The organism is Pseudomonas sp. H9, from assembly GCF_004353925.1.
Lineage (GTDB): Bacteria > Pseudomonadota > Gammaproteobacteria > Pseudomonadales > Pseudomonadaceae > Aquipseudomonas.
Map to the genome: position 1 here is coordinate 47,054 of NZ_SMOK01000044.1, position 26,997 is coordinate 74,050.

A 26,997-nucleotide genomic window follows, 5' to 3' on the forward strand; every position below is an offset into this window, starting at 1 on the left:
CATAGCTACTAAGATGCACCCATGTCCAACGTTTGGCGAATTGCACCATGATACAGATCGATGCCCTGCGCGCTTTCACCGACAACTACATCTGGTTGTTACAAGACACTGCCAACCAGCGTTGTGCGGTGGTCGACCCGGGCGATGCAGCACCGGTGCTGACATGGCTGGCCGCTCACCCAGGCTGGCAACTGAGCGACATTCTGATCACCCACCACCATCACGACCATGTGGGCGGTGTCGAAGCCTTGAAAAAAGCCACCGGTGCGCGAGTCTGCGGCCCGGCCAACGAACGCATCCCCGGCCGCGACCTGGCGCTGGACGACAACGCCCGCGTCAACGTCCTGGGCCTGGATTTCCAGGTGCTTGCTGTGCCCGGCCATACACTGGGTCACATTGCTTATTATTGCGGGCAAACTGCCACTCCGCTGCTGTTCTGTGGCGACACCTTGTTTGCAGCAGGTTGTGGGCGCTTGTTCGAGGGTACCGCCGAGCAAATGCATCATTCGCTACAGCGTCTGGCCGCCCTGCCGGCGCAGACTTTGGTGTACTGCACCCATGAATACACCCTGAGCAACCTGCGTTTTGCCAAGGCAGTGGAACCCGAAAACCAGCACATTGCCCAACGCTTTGACGACGTTACCCGCCTGCGCGCGCAAGATCGCATCACGTTGCCATCATCTCTGGCACTGGAAAAACTCACCAACCCCTTTCTGCGCACCGCCGAAACATCCGTTAAAGAAAAATTAGACGAACGGAACCCCCTGATAAACCCTACGCAAAGTGCTGTTTTTGCTGGACTACGCGCTTGGAAGGACAACTTCTAAACAGCCGCTGCTAGGGCCCAAAAGTTCTCAAAGGTTGACCACAGGGGGGCTGCTTTCTAGAATCGCCCGACATTTTTGCCCGGAACTTTGTCCCCGCCAATGTCGTCGAATAGCCGCAGAACCTTCAATTCCGTCGCCCTGACGCGCCTGGCCCAAGCCAGTGCGCTGGCCCTGGCCGCCACCTTGGTGGGCTGCCAGAGCACCCGTCAGCTCGACGAATCCGAGAGCGTTCGCGCGCATAACTACCAGGCGCGGATGAAGCAAAAACCGGTCTTCGTCCCGGTCAAGCAAGCCGAGCAAGAGCCCCAGGATGTCTGGGAACGCATGCGTCAGGGCTTCGCCTTGCAAGACGACATGGCAGTCAACCCGCGCATCGAACAGCAACGCCTGTGGTTCGCCAGCAACCCCTCGTTCCTGGAAACCGCCGGCGACCGTGGCAGCCTGTACATCCACTACATCGTCGAGCGTCTCGAAGAGCGCAACATGCCGCTGGAACTGGCCTTGTTGCCGGCCATCGAAAGCGCCTACAACCCCATGGCCTATTCCCGGGCCCATGCGGTAGGCCTGTGGCAGTTCATTCCGTCTACCGGTCGCCACTTCAACCTGCGTCAAACCCGCTTCTACGATGGTCGCCGTGACATCACCGCCTCGACCAACGCTGCGCTGAACTACCTCAGCCGCCTGCACGACATGTTCAACGGCGACTGGTTGCTCGCCCTGGCGGCCTACAACGCCGGTGAAGGCACGGTCAGCCGGGCCATCGAGCGCAACGAACGCCTCGGCCTGCCAACCGACTACTGGAACCTGCCACTGCCGCAGGAAACCCGCGACTACGTGCCCAAGCTGCTGGCGCTGTCGCAGGTGGTCATGACCCCGCAAGCCTATGGGGTGAACCTCAACCCGATCGCCAACGAACCCTACTTCGAAGCTGTCGCCATCAAAGACCGCCTCGACCTGTCGCGCGTTGCCGAACTGGCCGAAATCGACGAAGACGAACTGTTCCAACTCAACCCCGCGTTCAAAAAGCGCATGACGGTCGACGGCCCGAAACAGCTGCTGGTGCCCACTGCCAAGGCGCAAATGCTGACCGCCAGCCTGTCGAACATGAAGCCTGAAGAGCTGCTGTCGTTGCAGCCGAAAAAGGCCGTCTTCGAAGCCGCCCTGGCCGAGGCCACACCGCGCACGACGGCCACCCGCAACAGCCGTTACCGGGTCAAGCGTGGCGATAGCCTGGGCAGCATTGCCAAGGCTAACAAGGTCAGCGTCAAAGACCTGCAACGCTGGAACAAGCTTTCCGGCCATAACCTCAAGGCTGGCCAGACACTGGTGATGCAAAGCACTCAGCCAGTGCAGGGCAAGAACCAGAAGAAATCCACTCAGTACAAAGTTCGTAAAGGCGACTCGCTGTACCTGGTTGCCAAGCGTTTCAATGTCGAGATGCAACACCTCAAGCGCTGGAATCCGCGCAGCGGCCACGCTCTCAAACCCGGCCAGACCCTGACCGTCTACCTGCCGCATTAAGCATCAGGCTTCATCGGAAGCCACAGTCGAGACACAAGCAACTGTCTTGCAGTGCTTAACTCGAAGTGACCATTGACCATGAAGCCAGCTCCCGGTGGGAGCTGGCTTGCCCTGCGATCTGGCGCGAAGCGGCAGCAATTCAGTCGCCTCGGTATGTCAGCTGCCTTGCAAGCAGCTGTTTTTACGGCCGCTGCGCAGCTGATCGCGGGGCAAGCCCGCTCCTACCCGAGTCATCCCTGCATCCGGTCTTTTTCCAGTCCATACAAGCTGTTACTGTAGCCGCAACAAAGCCCAAGCCGCCTGGATCGGATCGCCGACTTGATACGTCCCCTCCTGTTGCTGACATTCAGCCTGGCCTTGAGCTTTCCTGCGGGCGCCACAATCAGCGAAAGCCACGGTTACGCCCAGTTCGGCACGCTCAAGTACCCAGCTACATTCACCCACTTCGACTGGGTCAATCCGCAAGCGCCCAAGGGCGGTACCTTGCGCGCCATGGCATTCGGCACGTTCGACACCCTTAACCCCTACACATTCAAAGGCTCAAGCCCGGTCACTACCCCAAACTTCCTGCAGTACGGGGTCACCGAGCTCAATGAACCGCTGATGGTCGGCACCGGTCAGTACGACCCGTCAGGCGACGAGCCCACTTCCAGCTATGGCCTGATTGCCCGCTCAGTGGAGTACAGCGAAGACCGCAGCTGGGTGGTGTTCAATCTGCGCGAAGAAGCCCGTTTTCATGACGGTCAGCCGATCACCGCCAACGATGTGGCGTTTTCCTACCGCACCCTGCTCAAGGAAGGGCACCCGATCTATCGAACCAACCTGCAGGAAGTGAAGCGGGTCGACATCCTTAACCCGCGGAGCATCCGCTTCGTGTTCAAGCGCGCCGGCAATCCACTGCTGATCCTGCGTCTGGGTGAAATGCCGGTGCTGCCAGCCCATTACTGGAAAGGTCGAGACTTCAAAGCCACCACCTTCGAACCCCCGCTGGGCAGCGGCCCTTACCGCATCACCCAAGTCCAGCCGGGACGGCGCCTGGTGTTTGAACGGGTCAAGGATTACTGGGGCAAAGACCTGGCCGTCAACCGCGGCAAATATAACTTCGCCCGGGTCGAGTACGAGTTCTACCGCGACAGCGCCGTGGCCTTCGAAGCGTTCAAGGCCGGCGAGTTCGACATCTATATCGAACATCAGGCCAAGAACTGGGCCAACGGTTACAACTTCCCGGCCGTGCGACGTGGCCAAGTGATCAAGGCGCAAATCCCGCACAAGATCCCCACCCAAACCCAAGGGCTGTTCATGAACACCCGCCGGGCCACCTTCAGCGATGCACGGGTGCGCCAGGCGCTGGGCTTGATGCTGGATTTTGAATGGACCAACCGCGCCCTGTTCAGCAGCGCCTATCGCCGTGCAACCAGCTTCTACCCCAACAGTGAGTTCGCTGCCAAAGGCCAGCCTGTCGGCAAAGAATGGCTGCTGCTGGCGCCGTATCGGGACCAATTGCCGCCCGCCCTGTTCACCGAGCCGTACAAGGTCAGCCACACCGATGGGCGCGGCATCAACCGCCAGACCCTGCGCAAAGCCCTCGGCCTGCTGGCCCAGGCCGGTTGGAAGCTCAATGGCCAGCGTCTAGTCGACAGCCAGGGCAATCCAATGAAACTGGAGCTGCTGCTGGTGAACCCCAACCTTGAGCGGATCCTGCAACCTTACGTCGAGAACCTTGCCAGTATCGGCATCGATGCGCGCTTGCGCACCGTGGACCGGGCCCAGTACAAACAACGCCTGGACCAGTTCGATTTCGACATGATTCTGATGACCCTGAACCAGACCCTCAGCCCCGGCCTTGAACAGTGGTTGTACTTTCACTCAAGCCAAGCCTCGACCAAAGGCAGCAAGAACTATGCTGGCGTCAAAGACCCGATTGTCGATCACCTGCTCGACACCCTGCTGGCCGCCAACAGCCGCGATGAACAAGTGGCAGCGGCGCGGGCTCTGGACCGGGTATTGCTGTGGCACTACTACATGATTCCCAACTGGTACCTGGACAACCATCGCCTGGCTTACCGCAACCGGTTCGCCTTCGTCACCACGCCGCCCTATACCCTGGGGCTCAACAGCTGGTGGATAAAGCCTTCGGAGAATGCCCAATGATGTCACTGCCCGGCCTGCGCTTGAAGGCCTGCGCCCTGCTGCTGGCCTGCTTCAGTTTCCAGGCACTGGCCGCCCCGCAACACGCACTCACCCTGTATGACGAAGCACCGAAATACCCGGCCGATTTCAAGCACTTTGAGTATGTCAATCCGGACGCGCCCAAAGGCGGTACCTTCCGCCAGGCCGGCTTCGGCAGCTTCGACAGCCTCAACCCGTTCATCAACAAGGGCGTGCCGGCCGATGACATCGGCCTGATCTACGACACGCTGATGACCCAAAGCCTCGACGAGCCGTTCACCGAGTACGGGCTGGTGGCCGGCAAGATCGAAAAGGCACCGGACAACAGCTGGGTGCGCTTCTACCTGCGCCCCGAAGCGCGCTTTCATGACGGCCATCCGATACACGCCGAAGACGTGGTGTTCACCTTCAACACCCTGATCAAAAGTGGCGCGCCGCTGTTTCGTAATTACTACGCCGATGTCGCCGAGGTCATCGCCGAAGACCCGCAGCGCGTGCTGTTCAAGTTCAAGCACAGCAACAACCGTGAGCTGCCGCTGATCCTCGGGCAACTGCCGGTGCTACCCAAGCATTGGTGGGAAAGCCGTGAGTTCACCAAAGGCAACCTGGAGATCCCGCTGGGCAGTGGCCCGTACAAGGTTGCCGATGTGAAGGCGGGCCGATCGATCCGCTACGAGCGGGTCAAGGACTACTGGGGCAAAGACCTCGCGGTCAACCGTGGTTTCTATAACTTCGATGTGATGACCACCGACTATTACCGTGACAGCTCGGTTGCCCTTGAAGCGTTGAAGGCCGGCCAGTTCGACTACCGCCTGGAAACCGCCGCCAAGAGCTGGGCCACAGCCTACGACGTACCCGCTGTACGCCAGAAGCGCCTGATCATGGAAGAGCTACCCAACGGCAACCCGACTGGCATGCAAGGCTTTGTGTTCAACATCCGCCGCCCGGTGTTCCAGGACGTGCGGGTGCGCGAAGCGCTGAGCCTGCTGCTCGACTTCGAATGGACCAACAAACAACTGTTCAACGGCGCCTACACCCGCACTGGCAGTTACTTCGAAAACTCCGAGATGGCCGCCCGCGGTTTGCCCGATGCTGCCGAGCTGAAGATTCTCGAGCCGCTGCGCGGCAAGATCCCCGACCAGGTCTTCACCCAGGCCTTCAGCAATCCAGTGACCGATGGCAGCGGCATGATCCGCGAGCAGCAACGCAAAGCCTACAAACTGCTGCAGGACGCTGGCTGGCGTATTGTTGACGACAAGATGGTCGACACCCAGGGCAAACCGGTGTCCATCGAGTTCCTGCTGGCGCAGACCGAATTCGAACGCATCCTGCTACCGTTCAAACGCAATCTGGCAGACCTTGGCATCGACCTGGTGATTCGCCGGGTGGATGTCTCCCAGTACATCAACCGCCTGCGCTCGCGTGATTTCGACATGATCGTCGGCGGCTATCCACAATCCAACTCACCCGGTAACGAGCAGCGCGAGTTCTGGCAGAGCGCTGCGGCCGACAATCCCGGCAGCCGCAACTTTATCGGCCTCAAAGACCCGGCCATCGACACCCTGGTCGAAGGCCTGATCAATGCCGACTCCCGGCAGAGCCTGATCGAGCACAGCCGCGCCCTGGACCGTGTGCTGCAGTGGGGCTACTACGTCATTCCCAACTGGCACATCAAGACCTGGCGGGTGGCGTACTGGAACCATATCGGTCATCCGAAGGTTTCACCCAAGTACGACATCGGCATCAACACCTGGTGGATCAAGCCGGATGTCGAACCGTCCACACCGATGAACCCTGCGCCAGAAGCGCCACCGACGGAAGGGACGCACTAGTATGCTGGCCTACATCTTTCGGCGTTTGCTGCTGATCATCCCGACCTTGCTGGGCATCCTGATCATCAACTTCGTCATCATCCAGGCCGCGCCGGGTGGCCCGGTCGAGCAGATGATCGCCAAGCTCGAGGGCTTCGAGGGCGCTACCAGCCGCATTGCCGGTGGCGGCGCCGAGGTTTCGGTCGCCGGTTCCAATTACCGTGGCGCCCAGGGGCTGGACCCAGCCCTGATCCAAGAAATCGAAAAAATGTACGGTTTCGACAAATCGGCACCGGAACGCCTGTGGATCATGATCAAGAACTACGCCCAGCTCGATTTTGGCGACAGCTTCTTCCGCGATGCCAAGGTCATCGACCTGATCATCGAAAAGATGCCGGTGTCGATCTCGCTGGGGCTATGGAGCACGCTGATCATGTACTTGGTGTCGATCCCCCTGGGGATCGCCAAGGCCACGCGCCACGGCAGCCATTTCGATGTCTGGACCAGCTCGGCAATCATTGTCGGCTACGCGATCCCGGCGTTTCTGTTCGCCATTTTGCTGATCGTGGTGTTCGCTGGCGGTAGCTACCTCGACTGGTTCCCGCTGCGCGGCTTGACCTCGAACAACTTCGACGAACTGAGCACGACGGGCAAGATCCTCGATTACTTCTGGCACCTGGTACTGCCGGTGACCGCCCTGGTGATCGGCAACTTTGCCACCATGACCTTGCTGACCAAGAACAGCTTCCTCGACGAGATCAACAAACAGTACGTGGTCACCGCCAAAGCCAAAGGCTTGAGCCCTAACCGGGTGCTTTATGGCCATGTATTCCGCAATGCCATGCTGCTGGTAATCGCTGGATTTCCCTCCGCCTTCATTGGCATTTTCTTCACCGGCTCGCTGTTGATCGAGGTGATTTTCTCCCTCGACGGGTTGGGCCTGATGAGCTTTGAAGCGGCAATAAACCGTGACTACCCGGTAGTCTTCGGCACCCTGTTCATCTTCACCCTGCTGGGCCTGGTGGTGAAACTGATCGGTGACCTGACCTACACCCTGGTCGACCCGCGTATCGACTTCGACAGCCGGGAGCATTGAGATGAACCTGTCCCCTCTCAACCGTCGACGCTTCGAGCGTTTCAAAGCCAACCGCCGAGGCTGGTGGTCGCTGTGGCTGTTCCTGATCCTGTTCGGCCTGAGCCTGGGCGCCGAACTGATCGCCAACGACAAACCTCTGGCCGTGCGCTACGACAGCGAATGGTATTTCCCGGCCTTCAAGCGCTACCCGGAAACCACTTTCGGCGGCGAATTCCCACTGGAGGCCAACTACAAGAGCCCCTACATCCGCGAGCTGCTGGCCGCCAAGGACAGCTGGGTGTTATGGGCACCGATCCCGTTCAGCTACCAGAGCATCAACTACGACCTCAAGGTACCTGCCCCCGCGCCACCTTCGGCACAGAACTGGTTAGGTACCGACGACCAAGGCCGTGACGTGCTCGCGCGAGTGATCTACGGATTTCGCATCTCAGTGCTGTTCGCCCTGACCCTGACCATTCTCAGTTCGATCATTGGCGTGGTTGCAGGTGCCTTGCAGGGCTTCTATGGCGGCTGGGTCGACTTGGCCGGGCAACGCTTCCTGGAAATCTGGTCGGGCCTGCCGGTGCTCTACCTGCTGATCATTCTCGCCAGCTTTGTGCAACCGAATTTCTGGTGGCTGCTGGGGATCATGCTGCTGTTTTCCTGGATGAGCCTGGTGGATGTGGTGCGCGCCGAGTTTCTGCGCGGTCGCAACTTGGAGTATGTCCGCGCTGCGCGCGCCCTGGGCATGCAAAACGGCCCGATCATGTTCCGCCATATCCTGCCCAATGCCATGATCTCGACCATGACTTTCATGCCGTTCATCCTGACCGGCGCCATTGGCACCTTGACCGCCCTGGACTTCCTCGGCTTCGGCCTGCCACCTGGCGCGCCTTCACTGGGTGAGCTGGTGGCGCAGGGTAAGTCCAACCTGCAGGCACCTTGGCTTGGCATCAGTGCCTTCGCCGTACTGGCGTTGATGCTCAGCCTGTTGGTATTCATTGGCGAATCGGCCCGCGATGCCTTCGACCCGAGGAAATAACATGAGCAATCCAACCTTGATCGAAGTGCGTGACCTGTCTGTCGAATTCATTACCGGCGAGCAGACCCAACGCGTAGTCGAAGGCATCAGCTTCGATATTCGCCGCGGCGAGACCTTGGCGCTGGTGGGCGAAAGTGGCTCGGGCAAGTCGGTGACTGCCCATTCGATTTTGCGCTTGCTGCCCTACCCGCTGGCGCGCCACCCTTCCGGCACCATTCAGTACGAAGGGCGCGACCTGCTGACTCTGGATGAAAAACAGATGCGCCGCATCCGCGGTAACCGCATCGCGATGATCTTCCAGGAGCCAATGACCTCGCTCAACCCGCTGCACAGCATCGAAAAGCAGATCAACGAGATCCTCCTGTTGCATAAGGGCCTGCGCGGCAAGGAAGCCACTGCACGCACGCTGGAACTGCTGGAGCTGGTTGGCATACCTGAGCCACAAAAGCGCCTCAAAGCCCTGCCACACGAGCTCTCAGGCGGCCAGCGGCAGCGTGTGATGATCGCCATGGCCCTGGCCAACGAGCCAGAATTGCTGATTGCCGACGAGCCGACCACCGCCCTCGATGTCACCGTGCAATTGAAAATCCTCGAGCTGCTCAAGTCGCTTCAGGCACGCCTGGGCATGGCACTGCTGCTGATCAGCCATGACCTTAACCTGGTCAAACGCATTGCCCACCGGGTATGCGTAATGCAGCGCGGCTGCATCGTCGAGCAGGCCGACTGCACGACCTTGTTCCAGCATCCGCAACACCCCTACACCCAAATGCTGCTGGGCGCCGAGCCCAGCGGTGGCCCGGCCGACAACCCGGCCGGCAAGCCGATGCTGGAAGTTCAAGACCTGCGCGTATGGTTCCCGATCAAGAAAGGCCTGTTGCGCCGCACTGTCGATCACGTCAAGGCGGTGGACGGCATCAATTTCAGCCTGCCCCAGGGCCAGACCCTGGGTATCGTCGGCGAAAGCGGCTCAGGCAAATCCACCCTGGGCCTGGCAATCCTGCGCCTGCTGGGCAGCCAGGGCGGCATTCGCTTTCAGGGTACTGCACTGGAGGATCTGAACCAGCAACAGGTACGCCCGTTGCGTCGACAGATGCAGGTGGTGTTCCAAGACCCGTTCGGCAGCCTCAGCCCACGCATGTGCGTCAGCGATATCGTTGGTGAAGGCTTGCGCATTCATCGCATTGGCACGGCAGCAGAACAAGAACAGGCAATCATCGCAGCCCTGCAGGAGGTCGGCCTGGATCCACAAGCCCGACACCGCTACCCCCATGAGTTTTCCGGTGGCCAGCGACAGCGTATCGCCATTGCGCGTGCACTGGTGCTCAAACCGGCGCTGATCCTGCTGGATGAGCCCACTTCGGCGCTGGACCGTACTGTGCAACGTCAAGTGGTGGAACTGCTGCGTTCACTGCAAAGCAAATACAACCTGACCTACCTGTTCATCAGCCACGACCTGGCGGTGGTCAAGGCGCTGAGCCACCAACTGATGGTGGTCAAACAGGGCAAGGTGGTGGAACAGGGTACGGCAGCGGACATCTTCGCTGCGCCGCAACACACCTATACCCGCCAGTTGCTGGAGGCAGCCTTCCTGGCACCTGTTACTCACTGAAGGCTGGACTTGCTGTGGGAGCGGGCTTGCTGTGGGAGCGGCGGTGCGGCGACTCGACTTGCCCCGCGATAGCGGTGTATCAGTCACATCATATCGCGGGGCAAGCCCGCTCCTACCAGAAACAGAAAAGGCCGCATAAGCGGCCTTTTCTGTTTCAAGCGTGGGTCACTCAGTAACGGGTGATGTCCGCTTTGGTTTCCAGCTGCTTGCGGTACGCCGCGAAGTCCTGCTGGCCAGCGCGCGAAGCGAGGAAGCGACGGTAAGCCGATTTCTCTTCGTCGGTCGCAGCAGCACCTTCGTTGACGCCATTCAAGCGCAGTACCACCAGGCTGCCGTCGTTCAGCGCTACGCTGCTGTAGACCGGCTTGTCTTTGGCTTCTGGCTTGGCCATGCGGAATACGGCCTGCAGCTCAACCGGGTCGATACCTTCCTGGCTGCGCGAAACCGCTTCCTGCACTTTCCAGCTCTGACCGTCCTGGGCTGCATCCTGAGCGATGGTGCCATTACGCAGACCAGCGATCAGGGCGTCAGCCTTGGCTTTCAGTGCAGCAGTCGCCTGCTCCTTGGCCAAGTGCTTGCGGATGCTGTCGGAAACGACGTCCAGGCCCAGTTGCTCAGGCTTGAGGTGTTCCTTGACGCGCAGAACCACCACGGTTTCCGGGTCCAACTCGATGGCGGTGCTGTTAGAGCCCTCTTCCAGCACTTCAGTGCTGTAGGCGGCCTGGATCACAGCGCGGTTGGCAGTGATGCCGTCACCGCCTTCACGACCGAAGGCTGCCGAGGTCTGAACCTTCAGGTTCAGCTCTTGAGCGGGCTGAGCCAGGTCGGATGCTTCAAACGCAGCATCTTCCAGCTGCTTGGTCACTTCGACAAAGCGCTGTTCAACCTGCTGAGCCTTGAGCTCGCGAGTCAGCTTGTCTTTCAGGCTGGCGAAAGTCGGCACTTCAGGTGCCTGTACGTCCAACAGCTTGATCAGGTGGAAACCGTACTCGGTACGCACCGGTGCCGACACCTGGTCTTTTTTCAAGGCATACAGAGCCTCTTCAAAGGCTGGGTCATAAACGCCCTGACCGGCATAACCGAGGTCACCGCCGTTGTTGGCCGAGCCTGGGTCCTGGGAGAACTCCTTGGCCAGTGCGGCAAAGTCTTCACCCTTGGCCAGACGCTGTTGGATCTCTTCGATCTTGGCCTTGGCCTGGGCTTCGTTCACCTTGTCGTTGACTTCGATGAGGATGTGCGCCGCATGACGCTGCTCGGCCAGGTTGGCGATTTCCTTCTCGTACAGCGCCTTGAGCTGGTCTTCGTTAACCGTCACTTGGTCAAAGAACGCCGACTTCTTCAGCTCGATGTAGTCGATAACGACCTGATCCGGGCTCATGAATTCTTTGGCGTGTTCATCGTAGTGCGCCTTGACCTGTTCGTCGGTGACGGCGATTGCAGCCGGGTCAGCCTTGAAGGTCAGCGAAGCGAAATCACGGGTCTGCTTTTCCAGACGGGCGAAAGCATTGACCTGTTCGTCGGTGACAAAGCCGCTGCCAGCCAGACCTGCGCGCAGTTGGCCGATGAGCATTTCCTGAGCCAGCATCTGGCGGAATTGCATACGGCTGTAGCCCATCTGGCGAATCACCTGGTCGAAACGCTCGGCACTGAACTTGCCATCAACCTGAAACTCAGGCGTCTGCAGGATCAGTTGGTCGAGTGCGGCCTCGGAGAACGCGAACTTGGCGTCTTCAGCACCCTGAAGCAGCAGCTTGCGGTCGATCAGACCCTTGAGCGCTGCTTCACGCAGCATGTTCTCATTGAGCAGAGATGGATCGAAATCCTTGCCCAGCTGTTGCATCAGCTGCCGACGTTGCATGTCGACGGCTTGGCTCAGCTCGTTCTGGCTAATGGTTTCACCATTGACCTTGGCAGCGTCCTGGCTGTGGGTGGTGGCCTGGAAGATGGCATCGAAGCCGGTCAGTGCCATCAAGGCTACGATGACACCGATGATGGTCTTGGCAATCCAACCTTGTGAATTGTCCCTGATATTCTGCAGCATGCGTCCCCCAGAAACGGTTGTACTGAATGAAGCAACCGTGGAGCGTGGGTAGATTCCTGATAGAAGAAAGGCGCATCCGAGGATGCGCCTTCTCGTAACTGGCTGAACAACAGAAGCGGTTCAATGCTTCCCGATGTTCAGCAGCCAAGCCAGGCATCAGCCTGGCCCGCTTAGGCGTGAGCCTGAAGGAAGGTCTTAGTTGACGGCTTCTTTCAGTGCCTTGCCAGCCTTGAAGCCTGGCTTCTTGGCAGCAGGGATTTCCAGAGTCTTGCCGGTTTGCGGGTTGCGACCGGTACGAGCTGGGCGATCGGTGACGGAGAAAGTACCGAAGCCTACCAGTACCACGGAGTCACCTGCCTTCAGGGCGCCAGTGACGGATTCGATTACTGCGTCCAGCGCGCGGCCAGCAACAGCTTTCGGGATGTCAGCAGATGCGGCGATAGCGTCAATCAGTTCCGACTTGTTCACTCTAAGTCCCCTTATATCTCTATTGAGTTTGTTTCTAAGTATGTAATGAAAAGCTAAACAAGCGCTGGGTGGCCTAATGACGCTTAGGCGCCGCTTTATAACAAGGGCCTGAAAAAACTGTCAAGAAAGCCCCCCAGCCGAATTCGTACTAATGCGTGCTAATTCTTTCCTTGGAATCGCTGTCGCGCTTTTCATCCTTGGCGACTATCTCGGGAGCCACATCTGGTAAGGGCTCCGGGGCGTATTGCAGCGCAATTTGGAGGACTTCGTCAATCCATTTGACCGGTTTAATCTGAAGATCCTGCTTAATATTCTCAGGAATTTCTTTCAAATCCCGTACATTCTCTTCAGGAATGATCACCGTCTTGATTCCGCCACGGTGTGCAGCCAGCAGTTTCTCTTTCAAACCGCCAATCGCCAGCACCTGCCCACGCAGGGTGATTTCACCCGTCATGGCCACATCGGCACGTACCGGGATCTGGGTCAAAGCCGAAACCAGGGCGGTGCACATGCCGATACCGGCACTTGGACCATCCTTGGGCGTCGCACCTTCCGGCATATGGATGTGGGTGTCACGCTTCTCGTGGAAATCGGCCGGAATGCCCAGGCTTTTTGCCCGGCTACGGACGACCGTCTGCGCTGCAGTGATCGACTCGACCATGACATCGCCCAAAGAACCGGTCTTGATCAACTGGCCTTTGCCCGGAATCACCGCCGCTTCAATGGTCAGCAACTCGCCACCGACCTGAGTCCAGGCCAACCCCGTGACCTGACCAATCTGATCCTGCTGCTCAGCCAGACCGTAACGGAACTTGCGCACGCCCAGGAACTGCTCCAACTGCTCGCCCGTGACCTTGACAGCCACTTGCTTGAGACCGGCATGCTCCTTGACCACCTTGCGGCAGACCTTGGCGATTTGACGCTCCAGGCCCCGCACACCGGCTTCGCGGGTGTAGTAACGGATGATGTCGCGAATCGCCGAGACGTCGATGTCCAGCTCGCCCTTTTTCAGGCCGTTGGCTTTGATCTGCTTGGGCGTCAGGTACTTCACAGCGATGTTGATCTTCTCGTCTTCGGTGTAACCCGGCAGACGGATGACTTCCATCCGGTCCAGCAGCGCTGGCGGAATGTTCATCGAGTTGGAGGTGCACAGGAACATCACATCGGAAAGGTCGTAATCGACTTCCAGATAGTGATCGTTGAAGTTGTGGTTCTGCTCAGGGTCGAGCACTTCCAGCAACGCCGAGGCCGGATCGCCACGCATGTCGCTGCCCATCTTGTCGATTTCGTCGAGCAGGAACAGCGGGTTGCGCACGCCCACCTTGGTCATTTTCTGAATCAAACGGCCTGGCATCGAACCGATGTAGGTACGGCGGTGGCCGCGGATCTCGGCTTCGTCACGCACGCCACCCAGGGCCATGCGCACGAACTTGCGGTTGGTCGCACTGGCAATCGACTCGGCCAGGGAGGTTTTACCAACCCCTGGAGGCCCCACCAGGCACAGCACAGGGCCGCGGATCTTCTTCACGCGCTTCTGCACGGCGAGGTACTCAAGGATACGCTCCTTGACCTCTTCCAGGCCGTAGTGGTCGGCGTCGAGGATCTCTTCGGCCTTGGCCAGGTCAAGGCGTACCTTGCTCTGCGCCTTCCACGGCACTTGCACCAGCCAGTCCAGGTAGGAACGCACCACGGTGGCTTCAGCCGACATCGGCGACATTTGTTTGAGCTTGTTCAGCTCGGCCTGGGCCTTGGCGTAGGCATCTTTCGGCAGGCCAGCGGCGTCGAGGCGCTTTTTCAGCTCTTCGACTTCGTTGTGGCCTTCTTCGCTGTCGCCGAGCTCTTTCTGAATGGCCTTCATCTGCTCATTCAGGTAGTACTCGCGCTGACTGCGCTCCATTTGCTTTTTGACCCGGCCACGGATGCGCTTCTCTACCTGCAGCAGGTCGATTTCAGCGTCCAGCAGGGCCATGACGTGCTCGACACGGGCAGCCAGGTCAAGAATTTCGAGAATTTCCTGCTTCTGCTCGATTTTCAGCGCCATGTGCGCGGCCATGGTGTCAACCAGGCGCCCAGGCTCGTCGATGCTGTTGAGCGACGACAGGACTTCAGCCGGGACTTTCTTGCCCAGCTGAACGTATTGTTCAAATTGTGACAGCAAGCTACGAACGAAGACTTCAGACTCGCGCTCGGCGGTCTGCGACTCTTCAATCAGCGAGACTTCGGCGCGGATATGGCCATCGACTTCGTTGAAACGCTCGACTGCACCGCGCTGCTCGCCCTCAACCAGCACCTTCACGGTGCCATCGGGCAGTTTCAGCAGTTGCAGGACAGTGGCAATGGTACCGACGCGGTACAGGGCGTCTTCACCCGGATCGTCGTCTGCGGGGTTCTTCTGGGCCAGCAGCAGAATCTGCTTTTCGCCCGTCATGGCGGCCTCGAGGGCTTCGATGGACTTCTCGCGACCCACGAACAGTGGGATCACCATGTGCGGATAGACGACGACATCGCGCAATGGCAAAAGAGGCAAGTCGAGGGTGGTCTTCATGATTTCGCCTCTACAGCGGCCTTATGGCCGGAAACCGGTGGAATTTGAGCGTGGGTTTAATGTGGGGGCAGCCCCGCAAAAAAACAAGCTCTACGACAGGAAAAGCAAAGGGGCCCGAAGGCCCCTTGCTGATTCGAGCCGTTTGGCGACTCAGACGTCAGGTGCAGCTTTGGCTTGCGGCTCGCTGTTCTCGTAGATCAGCAGCGGCTGCGAAGTACCATCGATAACGCTCTCATCGATCACCACTTTGCTGACATCCTTCTGCGAAGGAATCTCGTACATGGTGTCGAGCAGGATACCTTCGAGAATTGAACGCAGGCCACGGGCGCCCGTTTTACGCTCCAGGGCCTTACGAGCCACGGACTTGAGCGCATCACTGCGGAACTCGAGGTCTACACCTTCCATCTCGAACAGCTTGGCGTACTGCTTGGTGAGGGCGTTCTTCGGCTCGGTGAGAATCTGCATCAAGGCAGCTTCGTCGAGCTCGTCGAGGGTTGCCAGCACCGGCAGACGGCCGACGAATTCCGGAATCAGACCAAACTTGACCAGATCGTCAGGCTCGACCTCACGCAGCGATTCACCGACCTTTTTACCTTCCTGCTTGCTGCGCACTTCGGCACCAAAGCCAATGCCGCCGCGGGTGGAACGGTTCTGAATGACCTTTTCCAGGCCAGAGAACGCACCGCCACAGATAAACAGGATGTTACGCGTATCGACCTGCAGGAATTCCTGCTGCGGGTGCTTGCGGCCACCTTGTGGTGGAACCGAGGCAACCGTGCCTTCGATCAGCTTCAGCAATGCCTGCTGCACGCCCTCGCCCGAAACGTCACGGGTGATGGACGGGTTGTCCGACTTACGCGAAATCTTGTCGATTTCGTCGATGTAGACGATGCCCATCTGGGCTTTTTCCACGTCGTAGTCGCACTTTTGCAGCAGTTTTTGAATGATGTTCTCGACGTCTTCACCCACATAACCGGCTTCGGTCAGGGTGGTGGCATCGGCGATGGTGAACGGCACATTCAACAGACGCGCGAGGGTTTCGGCGAGCAGGGTTTTACCCGAGCCCGTCGGACCGATCAGCAGGATGTTACTCTTGCCGAGTTCGACGTCGTCGTTCTTCTTGTCGCGTTGGTTCAGGCGCTTGTAGTGGTTATAAACCGCTACCGCCAGTACCTTTTTCGCACGCTCCTGACCAATGACATATTGGTCCAGGATGGTGCTGATTTCTTTCGGCGAAGGCAGTTTATGCGCGCTGCTCTCGGCCTGGGCTTCCTGCACCTCCTCGCGGATGATGTCATTGCACAGGTCGACGCACTCGTCGCAGATAAATACCGAGGGGCCGGCAATCAACTTGCGCACTTCATGCTGGCTTTTGCCGCAGAAGGAGCAATAGAGCAATTTGCCGTTGTCCTCGCCGTTACGGGTGTCAGTCATTCGATCGATCCAATCCGGTAGGCTTGCAACACAAGATGAAGGCAATTGCGGGCTTTTTCAAGTCCACAGGTGGCGGGAAAGCCCAACCACCTGCTTTCGTACCTTATCAGACAGCCATTTGCCGCTTGTCGTGTACCGAGTCGATCAGGCCGTACTCAGCAGCACGTTGCGCGCTCATGAAATTGTCACGCTCGGTGTCACGCTTGATGGTCTCCAGATCCTGGCCGGTGTGATAGGCCAGCAACTCGTTCAACCGCGACTTGATGGAGAGGATTTCCTTGGCGTGGATTTCGATGTCCGTCGCCTGCCCCTGGAAACCACCCAGTGGCTGGTGAATCATCACCCGCGAGTTCGGCAGGCAGTGACGCTTGCCCTTGGCACCGGCTGCGAGCAGGAAGGCACCCATGGAGCATGCCTGGCCGATGCAGGTGGTAGAGACGTCCGGCTTGATGAACTGCATGGTGTCGTAGATCGACATACCCGCAGTCACCGAACCGCCCGGTGAGTTGATGTAGAGATGGATATCCTTGTCCGGGTTTTCCGCTTCAAGGAACAGCAACTGCGCCGCGATCAGGTTGGCCATGTAGTCCTCTACCGGGCCGACCAGGAAGATCACCCGCTCCTTCAGGAGGCGCGAGTAGATGTCATAGGCACGTTCGCCACGAGCGGATTGCTCGATAACCATCGGGACCAGACCGCCTGCGGCCTGGATGTCAGAGCTCTGCTGATAATAAGAATTGCGGGACATGTCCTGCACTCACTCCCAAATAGTCATGTCTTGAATACGCACAAGCCAGCTCGAAGGCTGGCTTGTGGTGTTTTCCTACGAGAGAAGAAAATCAGTCAGCGGCTGGTGCTTGTGCTGGCTTGATGGCTTCTTCGTAAGAGACCGATTTGTCGGTCACAGTAGCTTTCTGCAGAACAGTATCCACAACTTGTTCTTCCAGCACAACCGAACGAACTTCGTTCAGTTGCTGGTCGTTCTTGTAGTACCAGGCAACGACTTGCTCAGGCTCTTGGTAAGCCGAAGCCATTTCCTCGATCATTTCACGAACGCGGGCTTCGTCTGGCTTCAGCTCGTTCTGCTTGACCACTTCAGCAACGATCAGGCCCAGTACAACGCGGCGCTTGGCTTGTTCTTCGAACAGCTCGGCTGGCAGTTGCTCTGGCTTGATGTTGCCACCGAACTGCTGAACGGCTTGAACGCGCAGGCGGTTCACTTCGTTTTCCAGCAGGGCTTTTGGCACTTCGATCGGGTTGGCAGCCAGCAGGCCGTCCATTACCTGGTTCTTGACCTTGGTCTTGATGGCCTGACGCAGCTCACGCTCCATGTTCTTGCGAACTTCGGCGCGGAAACCGTCGATGCCGGTTTCCTTGATGCCGAACTGGGCGAAGAACTCTTCGTTCAGCTCTGGCAGCTTAGGCTCGGAAACGCTGTTGACGGTAACGGTGAACTCGGCAGCTTTGCCAGCCAGGTCCAGGTTCTGGTAGTCCTCAGGGAAGGACACGTTCAGAACGCGCTCTTCACCGGCCTTGGCGCCAACCAGGCCTTCTTCGAAACCAGGGATCATGCGGCCCGAACCCAGTACCAGCTGAGTGCCTTTGGCCGAACCACCAGCGAACACTTCACCGTCGACCTTGCCGACGAAGTCGATGTTCAGTTGGTCTTCGTTCTGGGCAGCGCGGTCAGCGGCTTCGAAACGAACGTTCTGCTTGCGCAGCACTTCCAGCATGTTGTCCAGGTCGGCGTCAGCCACTTCAGCGCTCAGGCGCTCAACGGCGATCGAGTCGAAACCGGCAACGGTGAACTCAGGGAACACTTCGAAGGTTGCGATGTATTCCAGGTCTTTGCCTTTTTCGAACGACTTTGGCTCAACGGCAGGCGCGCCAGCCGGGTTCAGCTTCTGCTCGACCACAGCTTCGTAGAAGGAAGCCTGAACCAGATCACCGAAGGCTTCCTGGCGGGCAGCATCTTCATAACGCTGACGGATCACGCTCATAGGCACTTTGCCAGGGCGGAAGCCTGGAACCTTGGCGCGACGGGCAGTCTGTTGCAGACGCTTGTTGACTTCGGTCTCGACGCGCTCTGCCGGAACGGCGATGGTCATGCGACGCTCGAGAGCAGAAGTATTTTCAACAGAAACTTGCATGGATATTCCTCGTTGCACAGACGTTAGCCGGCGATACCCGACTCCAGAATCAAGGGCAAGCATTCTAGTGGCTCAAAGGCCAGAAGTCACCCCGTTCAAGACGACGGGAAAGCACGCCGGTCCATTTCATTTACAGCCCCTGGCCAAAACCTTGGTCAAGGGCGCTCAAGACCCACTGTTCAAGGCCTGGGTGCCTCCTCACCTGAAGGCGGCAAACCCGGCACCGAACAGCCATAAATACTTGTCAAAACACTACAAGACCACGATTCGGCACTTAGCGCGCCGGATTGTCGATCTCGTTGATGACGCAATATTCTTCCCACTCCATGCCCAGCGCTTCGGCCACTTGCCGATGCACTTCAAGGCGCATGGCCTGGAGCTCCTCGTCAGAACTGGCAATCAGTTGCAGGGTCAATTCCCAAGGCTCAAGCCCCTGCTCCTGCGCTGCGTCTTCAAAGGCCCACTCAATCTGCTGTTGCTGCTCATGGGCGCTGAGCCCGGCAATTTCTTCGAGTAGCTGCGGATTGGCCGCGGCGAAACGCTGTAACGCGCTGGCCTGGCGTTCTTTTGAAATCATGGCGCTGTCCTCACTACCTTGCCGTTGGCAACGGCCTCAACCGGCTGAAATCTATCAGCTTTTGGCCCTTTGTCACCAGTGTCGGCAATGCTGCACTCGCGACGAGTTAACACAAACAATTATCACTTGATAATGAGTATCGTTATACTGTGCGAACTTTTTGCTCTACGCCGGCATTGCATCCGATGGAACCCAGCCCCTCCCCTGTTTCAGCCAACACTCGTCTGCAGGCGCTTTACCAGGATCACCATCATTGGTTGCACCGCTGGCTACGCCAGCGCATCGGCTGCCCCGAGCATGCGGCTGACATCGCTCAAGACACGTTCTTGAGCATTCTCAGCGGCAAAGACCTGTTCAACATTCGTGAACCACGCTCGTTCCTGTCTACCGTCGCACGTCGGCTGATGGCTAATGTCTATCGTCGCCGTCTGGTGGAGCAGGCATACCTTGAAGCGCTGGCCATGCTGCCTGAAGCAGTTGAGCCCTCCCCTGAGGTGCGCCTGCTGGCACTCGAAGCTTTGACCCAACTTGATCGTATGCTGGACAGCCTGCCCGGCAAGGTGCGCGAGGCGTTTTTGCTGTCGCACCTGCAAGGGCTGAAAATCGCCGAAATCGCCGAACGCCTGAGTGTCAGCACGCGCTCGGTGAAGCTGTATCTGGTCAAGGCCAATCAACATTGCTTCTTCGCCGAACTGTCATGATCGCAGCCAAACCGCCTTTCAACCCGCGCACTGCCCGTGAAGCCGCCCAATGGCTGACACTGACCATGGAGGGCGACCTCAGCCCGAGCCAGGAACATGCCCTGCAACGCTGGCGCGCCGCCACTGCCGATAACGAACGCGCCTGGCTGCATATCGAATCGATGCGCCAACGCTTCGCTGCACTGGAACCACAGGCCGGTTACCACAGCCTGTCCCAACGCCCTGCCCCGGAACGCCGGCGCGTGCTCAAGGCGTTGTTGCTGTTAGCGCTGGCAGGGGGTGCTGGACACCTGACTTACCGCAGCCGATCGCTATCAGCCACAACCCTTGCATTCAGCAATGGCGCCCAGGCGCCGCGCGCTATCAACTTAAGCGATGGCAGCACGCTGATGCTGGACGCCGATAGCGAGATTGATGTGGCGTTCGGTGACCATCAGCGCCTCATCTACCTACGCAACGGGCGCATGCTGTTGACCAGCGGCCACGGCCCAGGCAGCGCACAGCGCCCATTGCGCGTGCAAACACCTCAGGGCAGCGTACGCGCACTCGGCACCCGCTTTGTCGTCGATCTGCAGCCTGGCACCACTCAAGTTGCGCTGTTCGACGGTGCTGTCGAGCTGCAACCCCGGCAAGCGGGTGCTACACCGTTGCGCCTCAACCCCGGCCAGCACGCACGCTTCTCCGCCACGCGCATTGAAAGCCAGGGCCATGCTGCACTGGAGCCGGCCTGGAGCCAGGGCGTGCTGATAGCCGACGCCATGCGCCTGGACGCTTTCCTCAGCCAGTTGAGCCGTTACCGCCCTGGCTTGTTGCGCTGCAGCGAAGAGGTGGCCAGCCTGCACATTTCCGGCGTGTACCCGCTGGCCGATAGCGATGCGGTGCTCGATGCCCTGCCCCACGCACTACCGGTTCAGATCCTGCGCCGCAGCAACTATTGGGTCACCGTCGCTGCGCGCTGAGTGGGCTACAAGGCAAGCTCAATACGCACCCCTTGAGCAGGGTTATGGACGACACTGACCTGCGCTGCAAACACCTGCGCGATAGTGTCGGCACTCAAGACCTCGGCTGGAGCGCCACTGGCACGCAGTCGACCGCGCTCCAGTAACCACAGCCGGTCACAGTATTGCGCCGCCAGGTTCAGATCATGCAGCACACAGACCACCGCAATCCGCGGCGAACGCGCCAGGCGCCGCAACAACCGCATGAGGTTCTGCTGCTGGCCAATATCCAGGGCACTGGTAGGCTCATCAAGTAACAGCAGGCACGCTGGACGATCATCCTCCAGGCGCAGCGGATCAATCGCCAACTGGTTGATCGCCCGGGCAATCGTCACCCGTTGCATCTCCCCCCCGGACAACGACAGCACACCCCGCTCAAGCAGATGGCCGATATCCAGGGTTTCAATGATGCCGGCAAGTGGCTCACCGGCATGTGCCTGCCCCAGGCGAATGAATTCACGCACAGGCCAGTCGAAAGCGCTTTCAACCTGCTGCGTCACCAGCGCTCGGGCGCGCGCCAACTGCTGCGGGCGATAGGCTTGCAACGGCTGGCCAAGCAGGCGAACTTCACCTTGCGCAGGCTGCAAATACCCCGAGATAAGCGACAACAAGGTGCTCTTGCCCGCGCCATTAGGGCCAATCAGGCCGAGCAACTGCCCTGCTTCTATCTGCTCGTGCAGTGGTGCCAGCGCGAATGGCCGGTCGAGGCTGATATCGATCAACTCAAGCATTCAGAACTCCCGCGCCTTGCGCCCCAACAACAGCCAGAGAAAATACGGACCACCGATCACACTGGTGACCAAGCCAACGGGAATCTCCGCCGGGCTGGTCAAACTGCGCGCCAGGGTATCGGCAAGCAGCAGCAAAATTGCGCCACACAACATGGAGGCAGGTATCAGCAAACGATGACCCGGGCCGAAATACAGGCGTAAACAATGCGGTATCAGCAGCCCGATAAAGCCGATAATCCCGGTAAGCGCCACACACAAGCCAACACCGAGCGATGAGGCCAGCACCACGCGATTCTTCAGGCGCTCACTGTCGAGCCCCGCCGCGTGTGCACTGACCTCACCCAGCTGGAACAAGTCCAGGTCAGCTGCGCAACGGGCCAGCACCCACAACGCCAGCGGCAGTACCAAGCACGCTACACCCAGGGTCGACCACTCGGCACTGCTCAGGCTGCCCATGCCCCACAGGCTTAGCTGACGAAGCTGCTCTTCACTGGCCAGGTACGTGAGGATGCCGCCCAGGGCGCCGGTCAGGGTGTTGATCACCAGCCCGGCCAATAACAGGGTGATGGTCGATTCACGGCCCTGATAGCCGTGTCCGATGTGAAAAATCACCAGGGTTACCAATAAGGCGCCGATAAAGCCGGCGAAGAACTGCCCGTACAGCTCAAACCCGGCGAAACGACCATTGAAAAGCACAATCCAGATCGACACCGCCAGCCCCGCACCGCTGGCCTGCCCGAGCAAGGTCGGGTCGGCCAACGGATTGCGAAACAGGCCTTGCATGGCCGTACCGCCGGCCGCCAGCGTCGAGCCGACCAGCACCGCCAACAGCAAACGTGGCAGGCGTACTTCACTCCACACCTGCCACTCCAGCGGTGCAGGCAACACCCCCAGAAAAATCGTCGGCGACAAGCCAATGCTGCCCACTAGTGAGCACAGCGTCAGCAAGGCACACAGCCCTGCCAGCATCACCAGCAAAGTCGGTAACGTCGTTGTACGCAGCGTACTCATGGGAACAAAGCTCCGGCATCCTGGCGCAGTTGCAGCATGGCTGCAGCCGTACGCGGCCCTAGGTTGAGCAACGCCTGATCATCGACCTGCACCAGCCGTTTTGCCCGGCCCGCCGGGGTCAGCGCCAGGCCACCGAGTTTCCACAGGTTGTCTTCACCACCGAGCGCTTCAAGGCCGGCCTTGCTGATGATCACAAAATCAGGCGCCAGGGCCACCATCGACTCACCGGCCACCTGCTTGTACGCCTTGAAGCGGGCACTGTTGCTGATTCCGGCCTGCTCCAGTGCGCTATTGGCCTCTGTGTCGCGCCCCATGACCAAGGGCGTCATACCGGTGCGATTGAAGATGAACAGCGCCTTGGGTCCGTTGAGTGGCGGTAATGCCGCGAGCCGGGTGGCCAGCACCTGCTGTTCGGCTATCAGCGCTGCCGCCTGGGCCTGACGCCCCATGACCGCTGCCACTTGCTCGATCTTGCGTGGAATGTCGTTGATCGACTTGCCACGCGCCACCGTGTTCACTTGCAGGCCAACCGCTTCAAGCTGGCGCACGACAATAGCCGGTCGCGCCGCATCGCTGATCAACACGCGCTGCGGCTTGAGGCTGAGAATGCCCTCGGTGGACAGCTGCCGCAGGTAGCCCACCGACGGCAAGCGGGCAATGGCCGCGGGAAAATGGCTGGAGTCGTCTCGCCCCACCAAGCGTGGTGTAGCCTGCAATTGATCGACGATTTCTGCCAGGTCTGCGCCGATCACCAAAGTGTCTGCTGGCTCGGCCTGCGCCATTGAAAACCAGCTGCCCGCCAGCAATAGCACACTGAATAAAACTGCGTTCTTCAACAGCCCTGCTGGGCGCCGAACCACGCCTACACGCACGGCGACTTCAGCGCCGGTCATTGCTGACATAAGTAATTTCCTTGTCATTGATCAGCTTCCGTTGCCAGCGGTATTCGAAAGCTCGCCACAGCTTGGCGCGCTGCCCGACAACGGAGTGCCGGTGGCGTCATGGGCAGGTAGTAGCCAGAGGTAATCAGCATCTTGATGCGTTACCGGCTGCCCCTGCTCGCCCATCACCAGCACTTTGAGTGCGGCATGCGTCGGACCTTGCTTGAGGTACAGCGGCGCGCCCTGGCTTTTCAAGGTGTGCAAAGTGCCGGCAAACAAAAGCCGGGGCGCAGGGGCGCTATCCAGCACGCGGGCCATACGCTGGTCGCGGGCAACCTGAATAGCCAACATGGCATCCAGGCGTGCCGAATCGATCTGTCCGCAATGCATATCAACGATCTGCTTACGCTGCTGCGCCGCTACGGCGGGATTGGCAAACAACACCGCCGCGTCGGCAGGAGGCGAATTCATTAAATCGCTGCGCTGCGACGCCGAAATATTGCCCGCCAACAACGGCGCAGGTGCATGCATCAACGCTTCGACCAACGCTCCGTACTGTGCCCAGCTCCAGCGCTGATCCCAGCGCATGATGTGTTTGAGGCGCTTGCTGCGGACCTGATTACCCTCAGCCAACCAGGCCTTAACTTCGTCAACCGAACGTTGCTGGTCACTACTGAGCATTTCCAGCACCACCGCGCCCTGCGGCCTGTGCTCGTTCAAGCGGGCAGCCAACCATTGCTCGATCAGATGATGAACCGGGTTTTCATGCACCTCGCCGACCATCACGGTCTGGGCAGCTGCCAGTTCATTCAGCAGCCGGGTGGCCGGGATCTGCTCGCCGCTGGCCAGGTCAACAATCGCACCCCACTGCGGAATGCTCGCTTCAACCTGGCGATAACTGCTGTCGGCCACTGGTGCGTTGAAACTGGCACAACCTGCGCACAGCGCCAGGCCTAGCCATATAAAGGAAGACTTGAACATAAAGGGCGCCTGTCAGTACTCGAGAGTGAAGCCAAAGGAGGTCGTACGACCACGGCCGTTGCCTTGATCCATGACCGCAGACATCAGGTAATCCACCGACGCGCTGTTGTCGTACACCTTGTTGCCGACGTTTTCGACGTTAAAGAACAGGCTGAGGTTGTCCTGCACCCGGTAGTTGCCGTACAGGTTCCAGATCACCCCGGTCGATTTACTCTTTTTGGTTTCGTAGTAATCCCAACTGATCTCGGAGGGGCCGGCATACTCGCCGCGCGCGCCAATTACCAAGCGCTCATCGAACCAACGAGTCCCCAGATCCAGCGTCCAATAACGATCTGGCTGGGCGTTGATGTCTTCCAGCTCGATCCCTGAGGTAGTCGGTGACTGGGTGGTGGCACGGGTCCAGGACAGGTTGCTGTAGAAGAAGCCCGCATCGTAACGGCCTTCGATTTCGTAGCCGCTCATGCGCACCTGTTCCGGCCAGTTGACCCAGTTCAGCTTGGTGGCTTCTTCACCGTTGTCATCGAGAATGTTGAAAGACTGCGGCGTGATGTAGCCGTCGATCTTGCTGATAAAGCGGTTGACCTTGATCTGCCCGTAGTCGTCGGCAGCCAACAAGCCGCTGCGGGTCAGATTGAAGCCGAACTCATAGTTGGTCGAACGCTCCTGGCGCAGGAACGGGTTGGCGCCGACGCCATCGGCGTCACTGCCATCGGCTTCAAGTGGCACCTTTTCGAAGAACATCTCCTGTACCCGTGGCGCCCGTGAGGTGCGCGACCAACTGGTGTAGAGCTGCATCCACTCATAGGGCTTGACCGCAAACCCCACACGCGGATTGAAACTGTGGTCGCGACTGGTCACATCGATGTTGCCGCCGCCGATGTCCAGGCACTGACCAACGATCGAACACTTGGGCACATGGCCGCTGACTTTATAGCCGTCATAGTGCGCGGCCAATGTCAGCGCATAGATGTCGTAGCTGAAGTCCAGGGTGGTAAACAGGCTATGAGCTTCTTGCTTGCCCTCAGGGTTGGCGCCACGTTTTTCTGGGGTCTGGGCAACGAAGTCATCGGTGTAATAGCGACCGCCATTGCTCCAGGTGGCTTCCACCGGACCCAGATTGAAGCGGCTGACGTTGGTCAGATCGAAGCCGTGGGTATCGTCGCGGGTTTTACGGCCAATGTAGGTGGAATCCTCTACGGGCGGATATTCCAACCTGGCCTTGTTCTGATAGGCGTTAACCGTCAGGTTCAGCCACTCGCTGTACGGGGTATAGGCGTACTTGGCGCGGTAGGTTTCGTTACGCATCTCCCAGGGGTAGTTGTGGTAGAACTCGTTGCGATAGTGCACGCCGGTCAAGTCCAGACGGTGCATGTCGTTGGGCTGCAGACGCACCTTCAACAAACCCGAGCGAGGGTTCTGCTTGGTGGTGTCATAACTGTTGCTTTGGCCGTTACTGGTTTTGTATTCGCCGGTCTGGGTGCTGCTCGCCGCCGCGACCACGCCATATACCCCTTCGCTGTCTTCCGGCAGCGTGCGCGCACCCGCTGCCAGCATCCGCGTGTTGCCATAGCCATTGTTGCCGGTGCGGTAGGTAGTGCGCAGACCAACGCGGTGATCCGGCTTGACGATGTCATCAATTTCGAAGGTGCGGAAGTTGGCGCTACCACCCAATGTGTTGGCGCCTTCAGCCCCGTCCACCGAACCGCGCTGAATATCGACCCCGGCTACCAGGTTAGGGTCAACAAAGGCCATCGGCCCGCCCGAACCGTGACCGGCGTTGTTACGGAAAGTCTGGGTGACCCCGTCGATCATGGTGTTGACCCGACCATAGCCAGCCAACCCGCGAATGTTCACCGAAATGCCTGGCTGGCTGCGCGAATGCAAGGTGTAGGTGCCCGGCATCGACCGTACCAGGCTATTCAAGTCCTGACGCTCGACATGCGCATCGCGACTGCTTTGAATGGCTCCCGGCCGGTCCGCCTGAGCATTGACCATCGTCGCCCCGACTTCCATCGCTGCATCACTACGGGCATTGACCCGCAAGACATAGCTGCGATCCTTCATGCGCTCGATCCACAAGCCGGTGCCGTTGAGCAGCAAGTCGAATGCCTCTCTGACCGAATACTCACCCTCAAGGCCTTGGGTCGTGCGGTTCAAGGTGAGTTCTGGCGCATAGGTCAGGATGATGCCGGTACGCGTGGCCAGCTCATTCAGCGCCGGCCCCAGCGGCCCGGCTGCAATGTTGTAGGCCTGACGCGCAGGCGCCTGATGAACACTGGTTTCGACCGCTTGGGCCATCGACCAACCCACACAGCCAGCCGCCAACAGTGCCGCAGTCAACGCGCTGCGGGCCAATCCGTTTTTATTGTGATGCGCACCCCGAACGGTGGCCAACTGCGTGCGGTTCACTTGAAGCTCCCTAGAC

General features: G+C 59.2%; 21 protein-coding genes. 9 read left to right on the plus strand and 12 right to left on the minus strand.

Annotated elements, in window-relative coordinates:
- Nucleotides 1–47 precede the first annotated feature (47 nt).
- The 7 genes from gloB to E1573_RS24540 all read left to right on the plus strand — a co-directional run bounded on the left by gloB (nt 48) and on the right by E1573_RS24540 (nt 10,054).
- Nucleotides 48–827 carry a hydroxyacylglutathione hydrolase gene (gene gloB / locus E1573_RS24510; RefSeq protein WP_133217120.1) on the plus strand — a complete coding sequence of 260 codons (780 nt, stop codon included), beginning with the start codon at nt 48–50 and terminating at the stop codon, nt 825–827.
- A gap of 99 nt (nt 828–926) precedes the next feature.
- Complete coding sequence (locus E1573_RS24515; protein WP_133217121.1) at nt 927–2,348, plus strand: transglycosylase SLT domain-containing protein; 1,422 nt, start codon at nt 927–929, stop codon at nt 2,346–2,348.
- A 318-nt stretch (nt 2,349–2,666) separates the two neighbouring features.
- Nucleotides 2,667–4,499 (plus strand): extracellular solute-binding protein, encoded by a 1,833-nt coding sequence (locus tag E1573_RS24520; protein ID WP_218568394.1) that lies wholly within the window; start codon nt 2,667–2,669, stop codon nt 4,497–4,499.
- Complete coding sequence (locus E1573_RS24525; protein ID WP_133217122.1) at nt 4,496–6,349, plus strand: extracellular solute-binding protein; 1,854 nt, start codon at nt 4,496–4,498, stop codon at nt 6,347–6,349. The genes E1573_RS24520 and E1573_RS24525 overlap by 4 nt, the downstream gene beginning before the upstream one ends.
- 1 nt (nt 6,350) lies before the next feature.
- Entirely contained in the window at nt 6,351–7,424 is a 1,074-nt protein-coding gene (locus tag E1573_RS24530) for a microcin C ABC transporter permease YejB (protein ID WP_133217123.1), read from the plus strand.
- A 1-nt stretch (nt 7,425) separates the two neighbouring features.
- The gene (locus E1573_RS24535; RefSeq protein ID WP_133217124.1) at nt 7,426–8,445 is read left to right on the plus strand and encodes an ABC transporter permease; all 1,020 of its coding nucleotides are present in this window, start codon (nt 7,426–7,428) and stop codon (nt 8,443–8,445) included.
- Nucleotide 8,446: 1 nt separating this feature from the next.
- Entirely contained in the window at nt 8,447–10,054 is a 1,608-nt protein-coding gene (locus tag E1573_RS24540; RefSeq protein ID WP_133217125.1) for an ABC transporter ATP-binding protein, read from the plus strand.
- Nucleotides 10,055–10,223: 169 nt separating this feature from the next.
- Here E1573_RS24540 and E1573_RS24545 read toward each other — a convergent pair whose 3' ends face one another.
- From E1573_RS24545 to E1573_RS24575, 7 genes are all read right to left on the minus strand, one after another.
- Entirely contained in the window at nt 10,224–12,095 is a 1,872-nt protein-coding gene (locus E1573_RS24545) for a SurA N-terminal domain-containing protein (protein WP_133217126.1), read from the minus strand.
- Between the two features lie 195 nt (nt 12,096–12,290).
- Nucleotides 12,291–12,563, minus strand: a complete 273-nt coding sequence (locus tag E1573_RS24550; protein ID WP_038613039.1) for an HU family DNA-binding protein — start codon at nt 12,561–12,563, stop codon at nt 12,291–12,293.
- Between the two features lie 148 nt (nt 12,564–12,711).
- On the minus strand, nt 12,712–15,108 hold the full coding sequence (gene lon, locus E1573_RS24555) for an endopeptidase La (RefSeq protein ID WP_133217127.1): 2,397 nt from the start codon (nt 15,106–15,108) through the stop codon (nt 12,712–12,714).
- Nucleotides 15,109–15,258: 150 nt separating this feature from the next.
- Nucleotides 15,259–16,542 (minus strand): ATP-dependent Clp protease ATP-binding subunit ClpX, encoded by a 1,284-nt coding sequence (gene clpX / locus E1573_RS24560; RefSeq protein ID WP_128324524.1) that lies wholly within the window; start codon nt 16,540–16,542, stop codon nt 15,259–15,261.
- A gap of 106 nt (nt 16,543–16,648) precedes the next feature.
- Entirely contained in the window at nt 16,649–17,290 is a 642-nt protein-coding gene (gene clpP, locus E1573_RS24565; protein WP_028945303.1) for an ATP-dependent Clp endopeptidase proteolytic subunit ClpP, read from the minus strand.
- A 91-nt stretch (nt 17,291–17,381) separates the two neighbouring features.
- Nucleotides 17,382–18,692, minus strand: coding sequence for a trigger factor (tig, locus tag E1573_RS24570; protein ID WP_133217128.1), 1,311 nt, complete (start codon nt 18,690–18,692; stop codon nt 17,382–17,384).
- A 274-nt stretch (nt 18,693–18,966) separates the two neighbouring features.
- Nucleotides 18,967–19,269: a DUF6388 family protein gene (locus E1573_RS24575; protein ID WP_133217129.1), complete on the minus strand. Its 303-nt coding sequence runs from the start codon at nt 19,267–19,269 to the stop codon at nt 18,967–18,969.
- A gap of 185 nt (nt 19,270–19,454) precedes the next feature.
- Here E1573_RS24575 and E1573_RS24580 point away from each other — a divergent pair, with 185 nt between their 5' ends.
- Nucleotides 19,455–19,970 (plus strand): sigma-70 family RNA polymerase sigma factor, encoded by a 516-nt coding sequence (locus E1573_RS24580; RefSeq protein WP_133217130.1) that lies wholly within the window; start codon nt 19,455–19,457, stop codon nt 19,968–19,970.
- The gene (locus tag E1573_RS24585; RefSeq protein ID WP_133217131.1) at nt 19,967–20,929 is read left to right on the plus strand and encodes a FecR domain-containing protein; all 963 of its coding nucleotides are present in this window, start codon (nt 19,967–19,969) and stop codon (nt 20,927–20,929) included. Before E1573_RS24580 ends, E1573_RS24585 begins: the two co-directional genes overlap by 4 nt.
- Nucleotides 20,930–20,934: 5 nt before the next feature.
- Here E1573_RS24585 and E1573_RS24590 read toward each other — a convergent pair whose 3' ends face one another.
- Genes E1573_RS24590 through E1573_RS24610 form a run of 5 tightly spaced genes read right to left on the minus strand, consistent with a single transcriptional unit; the run spans nt 20,935 to nt 26,981 of the window.
- Nucleotides 20,935–21,699, minus strand: a complete 765-nt coding sequence (locus tag E1573_RS24590) for an ATP-binding cassette domain-containing protein (protein ID WP_133217132.1) — start codon at nt 21,697–21,699, stop codon at nt 20,935–20,937.
- Nucleotides 21,700–22,710, minus strand: a complete 1,011-nt coding sequence (locus E1573_RS24595; RefSeq protein WP_133217133.1) for an iron ABC transporter permease — start codon at nt 22,708–22,710, stop codon at nt 21,700–21,702.
- On the minus strand, nt 22,707–23,612 hold the full coding sequence (locus E1573_RS24600; protein WP_165957385.1) for a hemin ABC transporter substrate-binding protein: 906 nt from the start codon (nt 23,610–23,612) through the stop codon (nt 22,707–22,709). The genes E1573_RS24595 and E1573_RS24600 overlap by 4 nt, the downstream gene beginning before the upstream one ends.
- 21 nt (nt 23,613–23,633) lie before the next feature.
- Nucleotides 23,634–24,572 carry a ChaN family lipoprotein gene (locus E1573_RS24605; protein WP_133217135.1) on the minus strand — a complete coding sequence of 313 codons (939 nt, stop codon included), beginning with the start codon at nt 24,570–24,572 and terminating at the stop codon, nt 23,634–23,636.
- Between the two features lie 12 nt (nt 24,573–24,584).
- Nucleotides 24,585–26,981 (minus strand): TonB-dependent receptor, encoded by a 2,397-nt coding sequence (locus E1573_RS24610; protein WP_133217136.1) that lies wholly within the window; start codon nt 26,979–26,981, stop codon nt 24,585–24,587.
- Between the last annotated feature and the right edge of the window lie 16 nt (nt 26,982–26,997).